Origin of the sequence: Neotamlana nanhaiensis (assembly GCF_000943555.1) — a bacterium.
GTDB classification, from domain to species: domain Bacteria; phylum Bacteroidota; class Bacteroidia; order Flavobacteriales; family Flavobacteriaceae; genus Neotamlana; species Neotamlana nanhaiensis.
Window position 1 is genome coordinate 20,293 of record NZ_JTDV01000002.1, and the last position, 18,441, is coordinate 38,733.

At 34.3% G+C, this 18,441-nt stretch carries 21 protein-coding genes; 10 read left to right on the plus strand and 11 right to left on the minus strand.

The window, feature by feature from the left end; genetic code table 11:
- Positions 1-82 precede the first annotated feature (82 nt).
- The 3 genes from PK35_RS03315 (at position 83) to rimM (ending at position 2,419) form a co-directional block, all read left to right on the plus strand.
- Positions 83-1,150 (plus strand): lactonase family protein, encoded by a 1,068-nt coding sequence (locus tag PK35_RS03315; RefSeq protein WP_044625280.1) that lies wholly within the window; start codon positions 83-85, stop codon positions 1,148-1,150.
- Between the two features lie 86 nt (positions 1,151-1,236).
- Entirely contained in the window at positions 1,237-1,749 is a 513-nt protein-coding gene (locus PK35_RS03320; protein WP_044625281.1) for a 30S ribosomal protein S16, read from the plus strand.
- A 145-nt stretch (positions 1,750-1,894) separates the two neighbouring features.
- A complete protein-coding gene (gene rimM / locus PK35_RS03325; RefSeq protein WP_044625282.1) occupies positions 1,895-2,419 on the plus strand; it encodes a ribosome maturation factor RimM in 525 nt (174 codons plus the stop codon).
- A gap of 7 nt (positions 2,420-2,426) precedes the next feature.
- On the opposite strand, the gene PK35_RS03330 is transcribed toward rimM, so the two are convergent.
- From PK35_RS03330 to PK35_RS03340, 3 genes are all read right to left on the minus strand, one after another.
- A complete protein-coding gene (locus PK35_RS03330) occupies positions 2,427-2,900 on the minus strand; it encodes a DUF2383 domain-containing protein (protein ID WP_044625283.1) in 474 nt (157 codons plus the stop codon).
- Positions 2,901-3,068: 168 nt separating this feature from the next.
- Positions 3,069-3,536 carry a DUF2383 domain-containing protein gene (locus tag PK35_RS03335; RefSeq protein ID WP_044625284.1) on the minus strand — a complete coding sequence of 156 codons (468 nt, stop codon included), beginning with the start codon at positions 3,534-3,536 and terminating at the stop codon, positions 3,069-3,071.
- Positions 3,537-3,798: 262 nt separating this feature from the next.
- Complete coding sequence (locus PK35_RS03340; RefSeq protein ID WP_044625285.1) at positions 3,799-4,248, minus strand: DUF2383 domain-containing protein; 450 nt, start codon at positions 4,246-4,248, stop codon at positions 3,799-3,801.
- A 126-nt stretch (positions 4,249-4,374) separates the two neighbouring features.
- On the opposite strand from PK35_RS03340, the gene PK35_RS03345 reads away from it, so the two are divergent.
- From PK35_RS03345 to PK35_RS03370, 6 genes are all read left to right on the plus strand, one after another.
- A complete protein-coding gene (locus PK35_RS03345) occupies positions 4,375-5,091 on the plus strand; it encodes a tRNA1(Val) (adenine(37)-N6)-methyltransferase (RefSeq protein WP_044625286.1) in 717 nt (238 codons plus the stop codon).
- A gap of 198 nt (positions 5,092-5,289) precedes the next feature.
- On the plus strand, positions 5,290-6,468 hold the full coding sequence (locus PK35_RS03350; protein WP_044625287.1) for an acyl-CoA dehydrogenase family protein: 1,179 nt from the start codon (positions 5,290-5,292) through the stop codon (positions 6,466-6,468).
- A 52-nt stretch (positions 6,469-6,520) separates the two neighbouring features.
- Positions 6,521-7,240 (plus strand): SGNH/GDSL hydrolase family protein, encoded by a 720-nt coding sequence (locus PK35_RS03355; protein WP_316930161.1) that lies wholly within the window; start codon positions 6,521-6,523, stop codon positions 7,238-7,240.
- Between the two features lie 149 nt (positions 7,241-7,389).
- Positions 7,390-10,839, plus strand: a complete 3,450-nt coding sequence (locus tag PK35_RS03360) for a PPi-type phosphoenolpyruvate carboxykinase family protein (protein WP_044625289.1) — start codon at positions 7,390-7,392, stop codon at positions 10,837-10,839.
- Positions 10,840-10,923: 84 nt separating this feature from the next.
- The gene (locus PK35_RS03365; protein ID WP_044625290.1) at positions 10,924-11,823 is read left to right on the plus strand and encodes a metallophosphoesterase family protein; all 900 of its coding nucleotides are present in this window, start codon (positions 10,924-10,926) and stop codon (positions 11,821-11,823) included.
- Positions 11,824-11,851: 28 nt separating this feature from the next.
- Positions 11,852-12,649, plus strand: a complete 798-nt coding sequence (locus PK35_RS03370; RefSeq protein WP_044625291.1) for a DUF1853 family protein — start codon at positions 11,852-11,854, stop codon at positions 12,647-12,649.
- 54 nt (positions 12,650-12,703) lie between these two features.
- Here PK35_RS03370 and PK35_RS03375 read toward each other — a convergent pair whose 3' ends face one another.
- The 5 genes from PK35_RS03375 to PK35_RS03395 all read right to left on the minus strand — a co-directional run bounded on the left by PK35_RS03375 (position 12,704) and on the right by PK35_RS03395 (position 15,555).
- Positions 12,704-13,210 (minus strand): ferritin, encoded by a 507-nt coding sequence (locus PK35_RS03375; RefSeq protein ID WP_044625292.1) that lies wholly within the window; start codon positions 13,208-13,210, stop codon positions 12,704-12,706.
- A gap of 92 nt (positions 13,211-13,302) precedes the next feature.
- A complete protein-coding gene (locus PK35_RS03380) occupies positions 13,303-13,599 on the minus strand; it encodes a hypothetical protein (protein WP_052825863.1) in 297 nt (98 codons plus the stop codon).
- 44 nt (positions 13,600-13,643) lie between these two features.
- On the minus strand, positions 13,644-13,973 hold the full coding sequence (locus PK35_RS03385; RefSeq protein ID WP_044625294.1) for a 2Fe-2S iron-sulfur cluster-binding family protein: 330 nt from the start codon (positions 13,971-13,973) through the stop codon (positions 13,644-13,646).
- A gap of 199 nt (positions 13,974-14,172) precedes the next feature.
- Positions 14,173-14,415, minus strand: a complete 243-nt coding sequence (locus PK35_RS03390; protein ID WP_044625295.1) for a NifU family protein — start codon at positions 14,413-14,415, stop codon at positions 14,173-14,175.
- 3 nt (positions 14,416-14,418) lie between these two features.
- Positions 14,419-15,555 carry an Mrp/NBP35 family ATP-binding protein gene (locus PK35_RS03395; RefSeq protein ID WP_044625296.1) on the minus strand — a complete coding sequence of 379 codons (1,137 nt, stop codon included), beginning with the start codon at positions 15,553-15,555 and terminating at the stop codon, positions 14,419-14,421.
- A gap of 156 nt (positions 15,556-15,711) precedes the next feature.
- On the opposite strand from PK35_RS03395, the gene PK35_RS03400 reads away from it, so the two are divergent.
- On the plus strand, positions 15,712-16,545 hold the full coding sequence (locus PK35_RS03400) for a hypothetical protein (protein WP_044625297.1): 834 nt from the start codon (positions 15,712-15,714) through the stop codon (positions 16,543-16,545).
- 72 nt (positions 16,546-16,617) lie between these two features.
- On the opposite strand, the gene PK35_RS03405 is transcribed toward PK35_RS03400, so the two are convergent.
- From PK35_RS03405 to trmB, 3 genes are read right to left on the minus strand one after another with little or no spacing between them, the layout of a single operon-like run.
- A complete protein-coding gene (locus PK35_RS03405) occupies positions 16,618-16,947 on the minus strand; it encodes an MGMT family protein (protein WP_044625298.1) in 330 nt (109 codons plus the stop codon).
- Position 16,948: 1 nt separating this feature from the next.
- Positions 16,949-17,578 carry a LysE family translocator gene (locus PK35_RS03410; protein WP_044625299.1) on the minus strand — a complete coding sequence of 210 codons (630 nt, stop codon included), beginning with the start codon at positions 17,576-17,578 and terminating at the stop codon, positions 16,949-16,951.
- 3 nt (positions 17,579-17,581) lie between these two features.
- Complete coding sequence (trmB, locus tag PK35_RS03415) at positions 17,582-18,256, minus strand: tRNA (guanosine(46)-N7)-methyltransferase TrmB (RefSeq protein ID WP_044625300.1); 675 nt, start codon at positions 18,254-18,256, stop codon at positions 17,582-17,584.
- Positions 18,257-18,441 lie beyond the last annotated feature (185 nt).

Here is an 18,441-nt window from a genome sequence, read left to right on the forward strand (position 1 = left end):
CACTTTAACAAGGTTTATAATAGCATTAAGAGAGCGTTAACATTATAAATTATGTTACTTTTACAGGATAATACACATATAAATGAAACCATTATTAGTACTCGCTTTAGTTATGACGCTTTACAGCTGCAACGAAAACCAAAACACCGTTCCATTATACATTGGCACGTATACCTCTGGAGATAGTGAAGGTATTTATAAACTAAATTTTAATACCGAAACGGGTATGCTAACAAATTTAACATTGGCAGCTACGATTGGCAATCCATCGTTTATAGCTTACAGCCCAAACCAAAAATATATGTATGCTGTAAACGAAGCCGACCACGGCACAGTATCATCCTTTAGAATTACCGAAACAGGACATTTAACCTTAATAAATACGGTAAAAAGTTTTGGAGGCGCACCTTGTCATATTTCTGTAAACGATTCTGGCACCAAACTCGCAGCATCAAACTACAGCGGTGGTAATATTGCGCTATATGATATAAATGAAGATGGTAGCCTAACCGAAGCATCTCAAGTATTTGATCATAATTTACCAAACGAAAAGTCGCATGCGCATTCGGCACAGTTTTTTAAAGACGTGCTTTTTGTTGCCGATTTAGGCCGCAATGCCATGTACAAATACATAAAAAATGACACCGATGCTTATACACTAAAAGATTCATCATTTATAAAAATGACGCCTAACGCTGGCCCAAGACACTTTACGTTTACAAAAAATGCCGATTTTATTTATGTTATTAATGAATATGCAAGCACCATTACAGCAGCAAAGAAAACCGGCAACACTTATGAGGTTATTAGTAATACCTCTACACTTGCTGATGGTTTTACCGACCGAAATGACTGCGCCGATATACATCTTTCTAACAACGAGGAATTTTTATACGGTTCCAATCGTGGTGAAAACACCATAGCTGTTTTTAGAAGAGACCTCATAAATGGCAACATTACTAAAATACAAAATGCGTCGGTGCATGGTAATTGGCCTAGAAACTTTACACTATCGCCAGATGGAAAATTTTTATTGGTAGCCAACCAAAAGAGCGATAACATTTCCGTTTTTAAAATAAACGACAACGACGGCACACTTAGTTTTTTGCATGATATAAATATACCAACTCCAGTTTGTCTTTTATTTTAGTTAAATGCTTGAAAATTAAAAATATTAGAGTATATTTGCGCCCTCATTAATAACCCGAGGTCGCGAACCTCAATTAATTAATTATTATGCCTGTAAAAATTAGATTACAAAGACACGGTAAAAAAGGAAAACCTTATTACTGGATTGTTGCTGCCGATGCACGCGCCAAAAGAGATGGTAAATACCTAGAAAAATTAGGTGCTTACAACCCTAACACAAACCCTGCAACTGTAGAGTTAGATGTTGATGGTGCTGTAAAGTGGTTACAAAATGGTGCACAACCAACAGATACTGCTAAAGCTATTTTATCTTATAAAGGCGCTTTACTTAAAAAGCATTTAGCTGGTGGTGTTGCAAAAGGTGCTTTAACCGAAGAGCAAGCTGAAGAAAAATTCAACGCTTGGTTACAAGAAAAAGAAGCTAAAGTTCAAGCTAAATCTGAAGGTTTAAGTGAAGCACAAGCTAAAGCTAAAGCTGAAGCTCTTGCTGCTGAAAAAGCTGTAAACGAAGCTAGAATAGCTGCTGCCGCTCCTGTTGTTGAAGAAGCTGCTGAAGAAAGTGCAGACGTTGAAGCTGAAGCTAGCAACGAAGAAGAATAAAAAACATTTATTTTTTATACTTTTAAACTCCGATACGATGTGTCGGAGTTTTTTTATTCCCACGAAAGTGGGAATCTAAATCAATAATAAATTTCTCAAAAAAAGATTTCCGCATACGCGGAAATAGAAAAAGAAGACCTTTTCTATGAAAAAAGAAGATTGTTTCTACTTAGGAAAAATAGTTAAAAAATACAGTTTTAAAGGTGAGGTTTTAGCTAAACTAGACACCGACGAACCTGATATTTATCAAAACATGGATGCTGTATTTTTAGAGCTTAAAAACAATTTAATTCCTTTTTTTGTAGAACAAGCTCAATTACACAAAACCGAGCTACTACGTCTAAAATTTGAAGATGTAGATACCGAGGCAGATGCCGAATCTATTTTAAAATGCGACCTGTATTTGCCGCTAGATTTATTACCAAAGCTTGACGACGATAAATTCTATTTCCATGAAATTATTGGCTTTATGGTAACCGATAAAAATTTTGGTGAAGTAGGTATTATTAAAGCTATAAACGACACAACCGCTCAGGCACTTTTTGAAATTGACAGAAACGGAAAAGAAATTTTAATTCCAATGAACGACGCGTTTATTATTAAAGTTGACAAAAACAAAAAAACCATCGAGGTAAATACTCCCGATGGCTTAATAGATTTATATTTGTAATTACAGTTTAAACTGCAATTTTGTTTCTTGAGCAAGAATCTTTATAAACATTTATTGCATAAAGCGTCATTACTAAATTCTCTTTTTGCTTTTTTAAAGTCGACTCTAATTTTTCAGAGAAATCAAACTTATTTATAACAGCTTGGTATCTTTCAATATCCATCATTTGAATTTTACCTATTTCTGTGAAAATAAATTCTTCATTATTCGAAGCCTTTATATTTTTAAGAATTTCGTTTAAACCATATCCAATTGTTAATGGTACAGTTACTTCAGGATATTCAGGAACACTACCTTGATCTCTAATAGCACTGTCTAAAGCTTTAATAAACTGACTTCTATCGTGGCTTATTAACCTTAAAAATTTAGCAACCGAGTCGCTTTCAATAGCTTCGGCCGTATTAATAAACGCCCTTTCCGTATTAAAGTTTAAAGTTAGTAACTTGTTTAGGTGTGCTGTAATTTCTGGAGAATTTTTCATATTAAGCAGATTTAAGTTTGAGGTTAAAAATGTTTACAATTTAGGTTTGGTACCTGCTAAAGTAGCTAATAACTAAAATGGAACGCTTCATTAAAAACATAAATTCGACGAAATACATCCTTAAAAAACCAAAAACATCGATAAAATGCATGTTTTTATAAAAATCAACTACGAAATAGCCAATCGTCGCGCAAATAAATCTTTATGAACCTCGATACCATAAAGCGAATTTACAATGGTATCTTTTTGCTTTTTAAGTGCAGATTCTAATTGTTCAGGAAACTCAACATTATTTAGCACTTTTTGATATTTTTCAATATCGGTAACTTGCATTTTACCTATTTCGGTTAAAATTTTAAGCTTATTATTTTTAGCTATAATATGTCGTAATTTGGAACTCTTTTTATTTGGAGTTGGAACAATACTATCTGGATATGTTGGGGTACCTCCTTTTTGTCTAATAGCCAAATCTAAGGCTTTAATAAATTGTTTACGCTCGTAACCCGAAACGCGTAAAAAGTTTTTAATTACTGTACTTTCTACATTATCTATAACATCTAAAAAAGCTTTTTCTGCTTTAAAATTAACCGAGAGTAAACGGTTTAATTGCTTATTAATCTGTTCTGTATTTCTCATGGTTTAGTTGAGTTTTAAAATGCCTAAACATTTTGGTTATTAATTAAAAAAGGAGAATTCTAAATTAAGAAAAAACACCCTAAACTAAAAGTGACATAAAAGAATTGCTAATTATTAATTTATGCCTTTGTTTATACGATACAGTTAACTAATTTTTTAACCAAAAAGCCATTTTAAATTAAAAACTGCAAAGCTTAAACAAAAAACTACACTATTAAATATTTTAAAATTACAAGTAAACTAGCTTTACCTGTAATTATTATTATGCTACTACAGCATATTCTCGTTTTAAAACACGCAACGTTGCTTGTATACTATCGCGTTGCTTTACCAATATTTTACATAGCTTTAAAGGTAAATGCGGTTGCATTAAAACTTCATTGTATTTATTAATACTATCTTGTTTTAAGTTAAAAACTTCGTCTAATAAATCGCTTTCATTTTTTACAAAAGCTAAATTTTTAAACTTAGTTTTAATTTTATAAAAGTTTTTACTCAAGGCACCTATACGTTCTGGTGTTTCGCCTAAAGCTTCAATTTCTATATTAATGCGTTTGCTAAATTCGTTTCTCTCAAGAGCACGTTCTTTAAAAAATAATCGTAAGCTGTCATCGGTTACTTCATCAATAACATCACTATAAATTTTCTCTACTTCAAAATTAACTAACAATAAATCATTAAGTTGTCCTAATATCTTTTTTACGTATCTCATAGCTTATAAATTTATAGATTGTTATATTTTTATTCTCATATACTTCTATATAACTCTTTTTGGATTACGCAATTACATTTTTTAACATTTTTTTACTTTTTTAACTTAATTTTATCGAAAAAAATAATGGCAAACACTCCTTTTGCATTTAAACAATTCACAGTAAACCAAGACCAATGCGCCATGAAAATAGGTACAGATGGTGTTTTATTAGGTGCTTGGTCTAGCATAGACAACAACCCTTTTTCAGTTTTAGATATTGGTGCGGGCACAGGTATTATTGCTTTAATGTTAGCACAACGATGTCATGCCGAAGTTATTGATGCTCTAGAAATTGATGACCAAGCCTACGAACAATGCGTGGAGAATTTCGAGCAATCACCTTGGGGAGATCGTTTGTTTTGTTACCATGCTTCATTAGAAGAATTTGCCGAAGAAATTGAAGACGAATACGATTTAATTATTTGCAATCCGCCCTTTTATACCGAAGATTATAAAACCCAAAACGCCTCTCGCGATTTAGCACGTTTTCATGATGCAATGCCATTTGAACATCTCTTACAAAGCGTTGCTATTTTACTTTCTGAAAATGGCATATTTTCGGTAGTTATACCCTATAAGGAAGAACAATATTTTATTGAATTAGCTGAAGACTATCTACTTTCACCAATCAAAATTTGTCACGTAAAAGGCAATCCTGATGCCGAAATTAAAAGAAGTTTGATATCATTTTCGTTTGAAGAAACCGAAACAGAAATAGAAACTTTAACCATTGAAACCGAGCGCCATAAATACACGCCAGAATACATCGAATTAACTAAAGATTTTTATCTTAAGATGTAAGAATTTAAAATCTTATGATAGCATTACCATAAGCTCCACAAAAAAATTGAGGATACAATAAAGATGCTTCGACTGCGCTCAGCATGACAGCAACAAACGGATATATAACTGAAAGAATTAAACATTTCACAAAACAACCTGTATTCTATTAAATATTTTAAATAAATTTGTTTGAAACCTGAATAATTTCAAAAAAACATGAAACCAGATTTATTTGAAGCTCCCGATTATTACAATATAGACGAATTACTTAGCGACGAGCATAAACTTGTAAGGCAAGCGGCTCGCGACTGGGTAAAACGTGATGTTTCTCCAATAATTGAAGATTATGCACAGAAAGCACAATTTCCTGTACAAATAATTTCTGGGTTAGCCGAAATAGGTGCATTTGGTCCATATATCCCTTTAAAATATGGCGGTGCTGGTTTAGATCAAATTAGCTACGGATTAATTATGCAAGAGATTGAACGTGGCGATTCTGGTGTTCGTAGTACGGCCTCTGTACAATCGTCGTTGGTAATGTATCCTATTTACAAATATGGAAACGAAGCGCAACGCCAAAAGTATCTCCCAAAATTAGCTAGTGGCGAATGGATGGGATGCTTTGGTTTAACCGAACCCGATCATGGTAGTAACCCTGGTGGTATGGTTACCAATTTTAAAGATATGGGTGATCACTATTTACTTAACGGTGCCAAAATGTGGATAAGCAATGCGCCTTTTGCGCAAATTGCAGTGGTTTGGGCTAAGAACGAAGAAGGCCGTATTCATGGTTTAATAGTAGAGCGCGGTATGGCAGGTTTTTCAACACCAGAAACACATAATAAATGGTCGCTTCGAGCAAGCGCTACTGGCGAGCTTATTTTTGATAATGTGAAAGTCCCAAAAGAAAATTTACTCCCAAATAAATCTGGCTTGGGCGCACCTCTTGGATGCTTAGATTCTGCACGTTATGGTATTGCTTGGGGTGCCATTGGTGCTGCTATGGATTGTTATGATACGGCATTGCGTTATAGTAAAGAACGGATACAATTTGGTAAGCCTATTGGACAATTTCAGTTGCAACAAAAAAAACTTGCCGAAATGATTACCGAAATTACCAAAGCACAACTTTTAACATGGCGCTTAGGCGTTTTACGTAACGAAAATAAAGCCACTTCGGCGCAAATATCGATGGCCAAACGCAATAATGTAAATATGGCTATAAATATTGCTCGAGAAGCGCGCCAAATGTTAGGCGGCATGGGAATTACAGGCGAATATAGTATTATGCGACACATGATGAATTTAGAAAGTGTAATCACTTACGAAGGTACCCACGATATCCATTTACTAATTACAGGTCTTGATGTTACAGGCTTTAACGCCTTTAAATAAAACCTAACCAGCTTTTTACTCGTATGTTTTTAAAAAGCTAAACATGAAAACAATGACATATCTTTTAATGCTAGTATCGTTTTTCATTGTAGGGTGTAGTGATAACGATTCCGCTCTAAGCGACGACAATTTTATTGAAACACCTAGCGATACCACAACCACTCAAAAAAACTATAAAATACTCGCTTTAGGCGATAGCTATACCATAGGTGAAAGTGTTTGCAATGCTTGCAGATTTCCAGAGCAATTAAAAGATAGTCTGAAAACTGTTTTTGACACAAATCACCAAATCGATTTAAAAGTAATTGCAAGAACAGGTTGGACAACCACCAATTTAATTAACGCCATAGCAACCGAAAAACCTTCAGAAGATTATGATTTAACCACCTTGCTTATTGGTGTAAATAATCAGTATCAAGGCAAGCCCTTTTCAATTTACGAAAACGAATTTCCGCAGTTAATTAACACTGCTATTAAACATGCAAAAGGAGACAAATCGAATGTTATCGTGGTTTCAATACCTGATTATGCTTTTACGCCTTTTGGAAATGGCAACAACAATATTTCAAAAGAAATCGATACTTACAACAACTTTGCAAAAGCGTATTGCAACAACAACGGCATTACCTTTGTTAATATTACAGACATTACCAGAATGGGATTAGATAATCCAAGTTTAGTAGCTAACGATGGCTTGCATCCTTCCGCTTTGGCGTATAGTAAATTTATAAATCGCATCCTCCCTTTGGCTTCAGAAAAGCTTAAAAATTAAGACATTACCCCTATTGATTTACGAAAACGTTTTCTTAAAAAAAATAGGTTGATACTGATTTTTGTCATCTTTTTTTACTCTTCCTAAATCTAAATTTGTTTCAAGATTTCCAGTTAAATGGAAGTTATAACCATTAAAGAAACAAAATTATGGAAGAAACTAGAAAAGATATCGTACAGCGTATCAACTTAAAACTAGCTGCACTTGGTCAACCTACTTTTAAAGATAAAGACGATAGTTCTGAAAAATTTTGTGATCCAAAATTCGAAAAATTAACGCGTGGTTTAATAACTAGTTTAAAAGCAAAATCAAGACTTTTATCTAACCACTATGCTCCAGTAGATTCAAGAATTCAAAATTTCATAAACGACTATTTAAAAGATGTCAGTATAAATAAGCCTTACAACTTACCAAACAACACTTTATTGTTAACCAAAAAAGGTCAAGCGCGAGAAGCCAGCTTACCACCAGATGGAAACTCTTTTAAAAGCGATTTAGTAACCTCTAAACGTTTAAAACAAGGTATATTGAACAATCCGTTACACGATAAACGTACTACAAAAGGTACTTTTCATATCGTTGCCGGTACTTTACCTGTTCCGTTAGATAAAAAAGAAATTCCTAAAGTGGTATTTGCTCATTTTTTAAATGCTGCATTTAATGCACCCGAAGAGTTAAAAGTGCTACCATTTACAGCCAATCAAGAGAAAAAAGCCAAAGTCATGGTATCGATGTTACTAAGACCTGTTGTTTGTCCAGAAGTAAAAGGTATTGCGACACAAAAATCGTTAGAAGTTCGCTTTTTCGCTCCTGGCAACTTGGTAAGTAATCTTGATTTTGTTGAAAATATTTTTGGCAACGCCGGAAATCCTAACCTAGCTAAAAATGACGCGGCTCTAGATACCGAACATTGGACAGGGCATACGGGTTGTATTGTTCTAGCTCCGCAACTTTTAAAACTTAAAAAGAAAGATGTTGGACTGCCTCATTACAACGACGCGACCGAAAGACAACGTAAAGAAGGCATGTGTTATTTAGACGACAACGAACTTTACAACGATGGTGGTGCCTTTAAAATTACCTGTAGAGATGAACGCGGTGTGGTAGTAACGCTAATTGCCGATAATTATTACGGTTATTCTAAAAAGGAAATAAAAACGCAAATTAGCTACTCTGCAAACCTTTACGGGTTACTTGAAGAGGAACATGCAGGCGGCGCCATTGCTTATGCTAGACGTATAATGGGCGATACCGTTAACGGCTTGGAGTATTTTAGAACCTACGGCTTGGATCATAATTTCGAAGATGTTAAACATCTGTTAGCCGATAGAATTGACATAAAACCAGAAAACTATGCCATAGATAAAAACTACCCTAATATTGTTTACATACCAGAAACGGCATATTTTAACACGAATACCAATAGCATAACTTGGCAACACAATGGCGAAGAACAAAATTTAAAACTATCGCCATACAAAACATATATTCACCCAACGGGAAATAAATTAAAGTTAGAAAAGCACAAATCGATTAAATTGTGGCGCATCATAGAAACTTTCCCAGAAGGCATATTTTGCCACAAACCTTGTACAGTTTCTGGTGGCGGAAAATCTGAAATCTCAAAATCTATGCAAAACGCCATCACTTACAGCCGATTCAATTTGCAAAATATTGAAGAAGATTTCAAAAAAGCCGACGAGATTATTGAGTACAACTACTCTACACGCTGGAAAATTAAAGACCCCAACCGTCCACTTTCTAGATCATTATTAAGTGAAAAAAGAACCTTAGGATCTGTAGTGAAGTTACTAACGCCTTCTGATGAAAACTCAGATGAATTCAACGAATGGTTAAAAAATATCCCTGTGCATGTGCGCTCACTAGTCCTTTTTGTTAAACGTTTGTTCAGACAAGCTCATGGCGCCAACCTAAACTGGAAAGACATGATGTCTGTAGAAATTATTAACGGCGTAAAAGGTACAGCACTCATGTACAACAACAATCCTGTAGTGGGTAGTTATGTGCGTATTGGCTTTAATCAGCAAGGAAACTGGATGCTAAATAAATTACGTTCGGACTTTTCAGCAAGCGAAAAAATACAAACCGAAGACGATATTTCGGCATCTATAACCTTACCTAAAAATCAGTTTAAAAATTTAAACCCAGAATACACTAATAAAAGTGTAAAAGTGGTAACCAATTGTGAGGCGCATCTGTTTCAACGACCAGACGAAGCTATTGTAAGAGGTTACGATAAAGGTGCTGAGTTAGATATAATTTCTAATGGTAGATTTTTAACAAACTACGAAATGTTAACCAAAAAAGATGCTATTGAAATTTACGAAGACACCATCAATTTTGATAAATACACAAAACCTGTTCAAGATTTTATTCTTGATATTGTAAATAACGAGAGCGACGATGTTCAATTTGTATTACCATCGCACCCACGACTTGTGGAAGATGGTCCAACAAAAAACCCACGTTATTTAGAACCTAACAAGTTTTACAAAGAAACCGAGGCGTCTTACATATCTGATATTGGCGTACGTTTACACCGAAAAATAAAACCAGAAGATCCAGTAATTCACGTTGTAAATGCTGTATTACCTGGTAGAAGAAATAATCCCGTTGATAAAGAAGCAGGCATAAGACCTCTTGCGGTATATAACCCAATTCATTATCAAGAAACGCCAGAATTGTTCATGGATTTCATTTGTAGTTTAACAGGTAAGTCTCCTTCTACAACCGGAGCTGGTACAGAAGGAGCGCTTACCAAAGCACCCTTTAACATGCTTACACCAACTACAGACCTAAATAATGCGCTATTATCTCATATTTTAACCGAATCTAACGGCTTTAGTACAGCTGCTGGTTATGTGGGGGCAGAAAATAAAATAGATCATGATGTGAGTCTTTTAATTCCAGAAATTTGGGCGAGAATGACTCCAAAAGATCGCGATGCTAAGAATCTTATCGCAAATGGTTCTTTGGAAAAATTAGAGGATTTTGAGCACGAAGGCAAACCTGTTTTGGCTAGCCGACTAGGTTACAGAATTACTAAAAAGTTTGCCTTACTATGCTTAAACCGATTATTTGATGAACCAACTGCAGTGTTTAACGAGCGTATGCTAAAACCAGAATTACAAGGTTTAGAAGATTACGTTGATGGCATTAACAACATTGTTGAAGCGCAACAAAAAGTAGCCTTAAATTACTTTGAAGATGGTAGCGTAGAAGCCGCTATTCCACCTTTAAAAATCTTGTTACACATTATGGCTTACGGGCATTATGAAGGTAAAGCCATTAGCCATCCCGAATTACGCAAGTATTTTGAACGAGATTATGTTGTTAACAGCGATTGGTACAAAACCCGATTGAATTTAAAACAAGAAAAAGACATTCGTTTTTATAAATCGCAAATCGCCTATCTAGAAAACTTTATTGCAGATACAAATAATGCACATTTAGTTGAAGATATGAATATTAACGAGCGTTTAAATAAAACAAAAGCACTTTACAAAAATGCGCAAACAGAAGCTTATTTAGATAGTTTAATAGGCACCATTGGCGCAGACCCATTGTATAAAAAGTAAATCCGATTAGTTTATAGTTTCTAAAAAAAGCGTTTCTCTCGATACTTATCGATGTGGAAACGCTTTTTTGTTTACTTTTACTTTATGGTTTCTTCGAGAAAAAGACTTGATAATGCTTACAAAAATGCTAAAATCGTAGAATTTGACGATGATAGCAAATTTATACTATTTAGCGATTGCCACCGTGGCGACAATAGTTTTGCCGACGATTTTGCCAACAATCGTAATATCTATTTTCACGCCTTAAAGCATTATTACGCCGAAGGTTTTCAATATTGCGAATTAGGCGATGGCGATGAGCTATGGGAAAATCTAACTTTCGAGTCTATTTTAAACGCGCACAAAAATGTGTATATGCTCATGAAACAATTTCATGAAGAAAACCGATTACACATGATTTGGGGTAACCACGACATGGTTTACCGAAACAAAAACTATGTAAAGAAACATCTATCTACCTATTTCGATCCTAAAGTCGGCGAAGACGTTAAACTTTTTGGAGATATAACTTATAACGAAGCCATTGTTTTAAAACACTGCAGAACAGACCAAGAACTTTTTTTAACCCATGGCCATCAAGCCGATTGGTGGAACTTTTTGTTCTGGAAATGGAGTCGTTTTTTAGTCCGTATTCTTTGGAAACCGCTAAACGTTATGGGAATTGCAGACCCAACAAGTCCGGCAAAAAACTATACCGAATTAATAAAAGTTGAAAAACGCACCAAAAGTTGGATTGCCGAAAACAACAATTTACTAACCATTGTTGGTCATACACACAGACCGCGATTTCCCGAACCAGGAGATATTGCCTTTTTTAATGACGGTAGCTGTGTACATCCACGAAGTATAACTGGTATAGAAATTGAAAACGGCGAAATATCGCTTATAAAATGGCAAATAGCAACCAAAGACGATGGTACATTGCAAATTGTTAGAGTTTTGCTAGAAGGCCCAAGAAAGTTGCAAGACTATAAAACCAATTAAGGTTTCGCTTTCGCGGAAATAAATACAGATGCTACAAAAACGCTACGAAGGCTTTTTAAAAACACCAAATCTTTGGGAAGGCAATGCCGTGTTCCAGCTACAGCAATTCGAAATTGATACGTTTCCTTCAAAAATCGACGCTACTATTGATGATAACTTACGACTAGGAAAATATGTAGAGCGTTTGGTATCGTTTCAAATACAGCAACATGAAAATGTAATCGTTCTTGCTGAAAATATTCAAATACAAGATAACAAACTTACCTTAGGCGAATTAGATGCGTTAATTTTAAAAGATAATCAATCTATACATTTAGAAATAATTTATAAGTTCTACGTGTATGATGATACTGTTGGCGCTACCGAAATTGATCACTTTATTGGTCCAAATAGAAAAGATTCACTCCTAGAAAAACTTACAAAACTAAAAAACAAACAACTGCCTTTACTTTATAACAAGGTTTGTAAACCGTACTTAGAAGCATTGTATTTAAACGCCAAAACCATAAAGCAACAGGTATATTTTAAGGCGCAATTATTTTTACCATTTGGTAAAAACATTCATTTAAAAACTCTAAATAATGCCTGTGTTTACGGCCATTATGTTACTAAAAGAGACTTAAAACAATTAGCAGATTTCAAATTTTATATACCAACCAAGAAAGATTGGTTAATTGTCCCGCACACGCATGTCGATTGGAACAATTTCGAGACTTTTAAAACTATTGCGGAAAGTTATATTAGCGATAAATTTTCAGCTTTATTCTGGATGAAAGCACCAAACGGCGAGATAAAAAAAATGTTCTTAGTTTGGTGGACAAACTAAGAACATTTTAAACGCTGAAACAGCTTCAGCTAAATATTATTAAATTCCTGTAAATTATTCAGTAGGAATTCTTTCGTCAATCATTTTTAATGGCATACCTTCCATTAAATCGAAAATATCAAGAATGCTTCTAAAGCTATCTTCCTCTTCAGATTGTTCCGAAACAAACCACTGCATAAATACTTCGGTAATAAAATCGTTTTTCTCTCTAGCAGCTTTAAAAATCTTGAAAATAGATTCTGTTACACTAATTTCATGCTCTAAACCTGTTTCGTAAATCGATTTTAAACTTTCAAATTCGTTGTTAACATTAGTCACGTTTGGTGAAATTGCGGCACCACCGTTATCGTTAACAAATTTGAAGATTTTCATGGCGTGCTCTCTTTCTTCTTCAGCTTGCTTGTAAAAAAATGCTTTGCTGTTTAAAAGTTCACGTTGGTCGCACCAAGAAGCCATTGCTAAATAAGCTGCCGATGCTTTCATTTCCATTCCTATTTGATTATTTAACATGTCCATCACGTCTGGGTGAATAGACATTTGTTTTCTTACTATTGTGTTCATACCGTTTGATTTTACACAAATTTACAACAAAAGCAGGCACAGAATGATTATAAATAAAATTTATAGGAAGTCTAAATAAATATAAATTTAATTTAAACTAAGATAGAAGCTGGCGCATGAAAGAACAGCTCTATTTCCTCTTTTAAATGGAGTAATTGCGGAATTTCTAAATAAATAAGATGTTGTTTATCGGCTACAAAAAGTAAAACGAAATTTTCGTTGTTTACGATGCGCGTTAACGAAGCAAACGTGGTTAGTTCGTTTATGTTACGTCTTAACTCAAGCATTTGCGGAAAGCTTAAGGTAATGGTCTTATTTGGCGTAATTAACTCATACTTACAAAAGGTAAGATGCTTAATTTCGTAACTATTTGCGGTTTCATTTTTCATAACTCGGATGCAAATATAGTTAATTTATTTAGAATAAATTAAAATTAACTTTCTGGTGCTAATTCTACCTCCAAACCTTCCATTTCTGGAGTCATTTGTATTTGGCATCCTAAACGGCTATTATCCTTTACATCAAAGGCTTCAGAAAGCATTGCCTCTTCGTCATCGCCCATTTCTGGTAATTCGGTGTCGCTTAAAACATAACATTGGCAAGACGCACACATGGCCATACCACCGCAAACACCAATGGTGCCTTCTGGGGCTAATTCGTAAGACCTCACCACTTCCATTAAATTCATTGCCATATCAGTTGGCGCAACAATATCGTGAGTTACACCGTCTCTATCTGTTATTTTAATGTTTATATCGCTCATTTATTCTTTGTTAATGTTTTATAAAAAACACATCATACTTTATGCCACAAATTTAAGGCTTGAAAAGCTATTTTTAAACTATTTAGCCTGCATTTGTAACGGTTATACCAAAAAAATAAAGAATCCTTAAAAATGTAACTTTTAAGAATTCTCTTTTTTATTTAATATTGGTTTTTGCTAAAAAATTAGCATTATCTGTTTAAACTTCAATATTTACAACCTCCTCTATTTGAGGTGCGTATTTTTTAATAGTCATTTCTACGCCAGATTTTAGTGTCATTTGGTTTACACTACACCCAACGCATGCGCCTTTAAGCTGTACTTTTACAAGCTTTTCATCTTCAATAGAAAGTAATGAAATATCGCCGCCATCGCTTTGTAAAAACGGACGAATTTCTTCTAAGGCTTTTTCTACATTTAATTTTAACTCTTCTGCTGTCATATCTTATTTTTTAACTGCCGAACAACCTGCCATGGTTGTTATTTTAATAGCTTCAGTTGGTGGTAAATTATCGTTACGTTTTACTACTTCTTGCACCACATTTTGGGTTAACTTTTCAAAAGCTTGTTCTAAAGGTGTTGCCGTTTGTAATGCTGCCGGACGCCCAACATCGCCGGCTTCTCGTATACTTTGCACCAAAGGCAATTGCCCTAAAAATGGTACTTGTAAATCTTCCGCAAGGTTTTTAGCGCCTTCTTTACCAAAAATATAGTATTTATTATCTGGTAATTCTGCGGGAGTAAAGTACGCCATATTTTCTATAATTCCTAAAACTGGTACTTGAATACTGTCTTGTTGAAACATAGCCACACCTTTTTTAGCATCGGCAAGTGCCACGTTTTGTGGTGTACTTACAACAACCGCGCCAGTAATTGGTAACGACTGCATGATGCTTAAGTGAATATCGCCTGTTCCTGGAGGTAAATCAATTAATAGAAAATCGATTTCGCCCCAAGCGGCATCAAAAATCATTTGGTTTAATGCTTTTGCAGCCATTGGTCCGCGCCATACTACCGCCTGATTAGGTTGGGTAAAAAAGCCAATAGATAGTACTTTTACATCGTAATTTTCAACAGGCTTCATCTTCGATTTTCCTTCAACATTAACCGCTAGAGGTTTTTCGGCTTCTACATCGAACATAATTGGTATCGATGGCCCATAAATATCGGCATCTAAAACACCAACTTTAAAGCCCATTTTAGCTAAACTCACCGCTAAATTTGCGGTAACTGTAGATTTACCAACCCCACCTTTACCCGATGCTACTGCCACAATATTTTGAATTCCTGGAATAGGATTGCCTTTTATAACATTGGCTTGTGGTTTTGCTGGAGCATTAACCTTTATATTGACTTTTATTTTTGCTTTTTCGTAAACTTTATCGTGTATGGTTTTTAATATATCGACTTCTGTACGTTTTTTAGCCTGTAAACTCGGATTTTTTATGGTGATATCTACCACAACCTCATCACCAAAAGTGACTACATTTGTTACCGCACCACTTTCCACCATATTTTGACCTTCACCAGGTACAGTTATGGTTTCTAAAGCTTTAAGTATATCTTTTTTATTAAGTTTCATTCGTTTTATTAAGAATCATTCTAAGAGGCAAATATACGCATTTAAGACTGAAGGCTGAAATGGAAATAAGAAGATTTATTGATGTAACTATGTAAAATATTTATACAAAATGGCACGATTTATGCCCGAAAAAATTGACTAAAAAATCAATCAATTATGCCAAAAAAACTAACACTAATTATACTCGCTATTTTATCCTTTTATTTCGCTCCAGCACAAAGTAAAATTGAAAAAGCTGAAGAAAGTTTAAAAAAACAAGATCAAACTAATGGTTATTATACCGAAACTAACAATTACGATAGCTCTAGCAGTAATAGCAACTCCTATTTTGGCGAAATGGTTGCCGAACTTTTTATTGGCCTATTCGCATACACTGCTTATGGTGTGTTAGTTGAAAGTCCGTTTGAATATAACAGTAAAAGTCACAACGCTATTTTAACAAAACGCGTGTATAACACAACAAATACAGGGCATTACACGTATGAGTGGAATGATAATTCTGCTATAGGTCGCACCACTATTTCTACTAAATATATTTTTGAAAACCCAAAACTTCAAGGCAATCATTTAAATGTTGATATGCGTTTTTTTAACCGATTAGCCTTAGAGGTAAACTACCTACAACTTTGGGAAAATAACACCAATTTTGGTCATGATGCGCTTGCTATTTATACGGCATTGGGTAAATACCATCGTGTAAGAACAAAAGCGTTTGATGGCTGGTGGGGTTTAGGTGCATCGTATGTAGATGGCGACGTAAATAGCTTTGGATTTACTTATGGACTAGGCGCTGAAATATTTTTAGGAAAACCTATTAGTCTAGAGAGCAGTTTTAATCAGACCCTAGTGAATCAAAGCACGGTAAATAAATTTAATGCGCTAATAAATTATTACATCAACCAATATAAAATACATGGCGGTTATGAATATTTAAAAATTGGAAATCAAAACTTTTCTACGGTGAGTTTAGGTGCTGGCTTTTCGTTTTAATTCAAATTAATTTCTAGTAGCTTTTGTAATTATTTATAAATTTTTGAAAAATTAGGACTTAATTACATAAACTTATAACGCTTCTGAAGGATCCCAAAAAACAGTTTTAAAATTTTGAATTTGATTGTTCTTAACAGCAACGCCTTCACTTTCTAATAATTGCTGCATTAAATTCGTACCATCAAAATGTTGCTTTCCAGTGAGTAATCCGTTTCGGTTAACTACTCTGTGTGCGGGTACATCTTTTCCAGATGACCCGTTCATAGCATAACCCACCATTCTTGCACTTCTTGCTGCTCCTAAATATTTTGCAATGGCGCCGTAACTTGTTACTCTTCCGAAAGGAATTTGTTTTGCTACCTCATAAACCTTATCGAAAAAAGTGAGCGTTTCAGGTTTCATACTACATTTTATTTATAATGTTAATTATAGTAAAAATAGCAATTACAGCAGTAATACCTCCAATTATATAGTTCATGTTTTTTTGCGATGTAAATTTCTTTTCGCTTATTTTATCGAAGAAAAACATGTAAAAGTAAAGCACAACAAATGTTCCTGTTGATGTTCCTGCCATATAAGCAAAAATGCTTGTTGTACTAAAATCTAACCAACCAAAAGAAGCCAAAGTAATAGTCATGTATGCCTGAAACGGAATAGGAAACACATTTAAAGCCGATAAAAACACCCCTTGAAAAAACCGACTATGTTTACTTTTAGTTTTAGCTTTTACCTGTTTTTTAGGTTGTGACTTAGCAATGAGCAAAAAGTAAATGGATATTAAAATAAAAATAACACAAGCCACTTTTTGTAAAATACTAATTACTTCGGGATGCATTTTTAAATACCTAGCACAAATGGCCGCAATATAAGTTTGTAATAGTACAACCAACGAAGCGCCAATAGAAAACATAATACCACGGGTATGCCCTTCTTTTAAACTTATTTTAGCGGCTGTAATGTTTAACAAACCAGGAGGTAAAACAGCCAAAATTGACGCTACCAAGCCCAACAAAAAAATAAAAGTAATACTCAAAACCTATTTAATTTTAAATGCGATGTAGGTTATAGGCTTTTGCACCTGCAAATACTGCGACTCGTAAAAGGTTTGTATAGCAGTAACATCTTCGGGGCTACCTTCTTGCTTATAAACATTGTGGTTTGCATAAAGCACTTCGTGTCCCGCTCCGTGTAATAATCCAAGCGTGTAACCATGCATAAATTCACTATCGGTTTTAAGGTTTACAACGCCATCTGGTTTTAAAACTTGTTTGTAACGTTGTAAAAAGGCAGCATTCGTCATGCGATGCTTGGTGCGCTTGTATTTAATTTGCGGATCGGGGAAGGTAATCCAAATTTCGTCAACTTCATTTTCCGCGAAAGCGTACTCAATAAGTTCTATTTGAGTGCGTAAAAAAGCAACATTATTTATGCCGTCTTCAACTGCTGTTTTAGCGCCTCTCCAAAAACGAGCACCTTTAATATCGATACCAATAAAATTTTTGTTAGGATATTTTTTTGCTAAGGCTACCGAATATTCACCTTTACCACAACCCAACTCCAACACAATAGGATTATTGTTTTTAAAATGGTTTTTGCTCCAATTTCCTTTTAAACTAAATTGCGTATTTACCAATTCGTCGCGTGTTGGTTGAACAACATTATTAAATGTTTCGTTTTCCCTAAAGCGCTTCAATTTATTTTTACTGCCCACCTTATTAAATTTTTATACGGTAATAATTATTTTGCAAAAGTACGGTACAGCAAGTCTATTTTAAAAATTTGCTTAACAATTAATTAGTATTAAAACGAATTTGATAAAACTTTGGAAATATATAACGTTTAAAATAAACTTAGTTTTGTTAAGATTAAAATTCATCTTAACTTAGTAATTAATTG

Coding starts and splice junctions, on each gene's coding strand:
- PK35_RS03395 (WP_044625296.1), bottom strand. CDS start 15,555: ATGAAACTTAATAAAAAAGATATACTTAAAGCTTTAGAAACCATAACT.
- PK35_RS03360 (WP_044625289.1), top strand. CDS start 7,390: ATGGAAGAAACTAGAAAAGATATCGTACAGCGTATCAACTTAAAACTA.
- PK35_RS03350 (WP_044625287.1), top strand. CDS start 5,290: ATGAAACCAGATTTATTTGAAGCTCCCGATTATTACAATATAGACGAA.
- PK35_RS03375 (WP_044625292.1), bottom strand. CDS start 13,210: ATGAACACAATAGTAAGAAAACAAATGTCTATTCACCCAGACGTGATG.
- PK35_RS03390 (WP_044625295.1), bottom strand. CDS start 14,415: ATGACAGCAGAAGAGTTAAAATTAAATGTAGAAAAAGCCTTAGAAGAA.
- PK35_RS03345 (WP_044625286.1), top strand. CDS start 4,375: ATGGCAAACACTCCTTTTGCATTTAAACAATTCACAGTAAACCAAGAC.
- PK35_RS03330 (WP_044625283.1), bottom strand. CDS start 2,900: ATGAAAAATTCTCCAGAAATTACAGCACACCTAAACAAGTTACTAACT.
- PK35_RS03335 (WP_044625284.1), bottom strand. CDS start 3,536: ATGAGAAATACAGAACAGATTAATAAGCAATTAAACCGTTTACTCTCG.
- PK35_RS03340 (WP_044625285.1), bottom strand. CDS start 4,248: ATGAGATACGTAAAAAAGATATTAGGACAACTTAATGATTTATTGTTA.
- PK35_RS03355 (WP_316930161.1), top strand. CDS start 6,521: ATGACATATCTTTTAATGCTAGTATCGTTTTTCATTGTAGGGTGTAGT.
- PK35_RS03365 (WP_044625290.1), top strand. CDS start 10,924: ATGGTTTCTTCGAGAAAAAGACTTGATAATGCTTACAAAAATGCTAAA.
- PK35_RS03380 (WP_052825863.1), bottom strand. CDS start 13,599: ATGAAAAATGAAACCGCAAATAGTTACGAAATTAAGCATCTTACCTTT.
- PK35_RS03370 (WP_044625291.1), top strand. CDS start 11,852: ATGCTACAAAAACGCTACGAAGGCTTTTTAAAAACACCAAATCTTTGG.
- PK35_RS03405 (WP_044625298.1), bottom strand. CDS start 16,947: ATGAAACCTGAAACGCTCACTTTTTTCGATAAGGTTTATGAGGTAGCA.
- PK35_RS03385 (WP_044625294.1), bottom strand. CDS start 13,973: ATGAGCGATATAAACATTAAAATAACAGATAGAGACGGTGTAACTCAC.
- PK35_RS03320 (WP_044625281.1), top strand. CDS start 1,237: ATGCCTGTAAAAATTAGATTACAAAGACACGGTAAAAAAGGAAAACCT.
- PK35_RS03315 (WP_044625280.1), top strand. CDS start 83: ATGAAACCATTATTAGTACTCGCTTTAGTTATGACGCTTTACAGCTGC.
- rimM (WP_044625282.1), top strand. CDS start 1,895: ATGAAAAAAGAAGATTGTTTCTACTTAGGAAAAATAGTTAAAAAATAC.
- PK35_RS03400 (WP_044625297.1), top strand. CDS start 15,712: ATGCCAAAAAAACTAACACTAATTATACTCGCTATTTTATCCTTTTAT.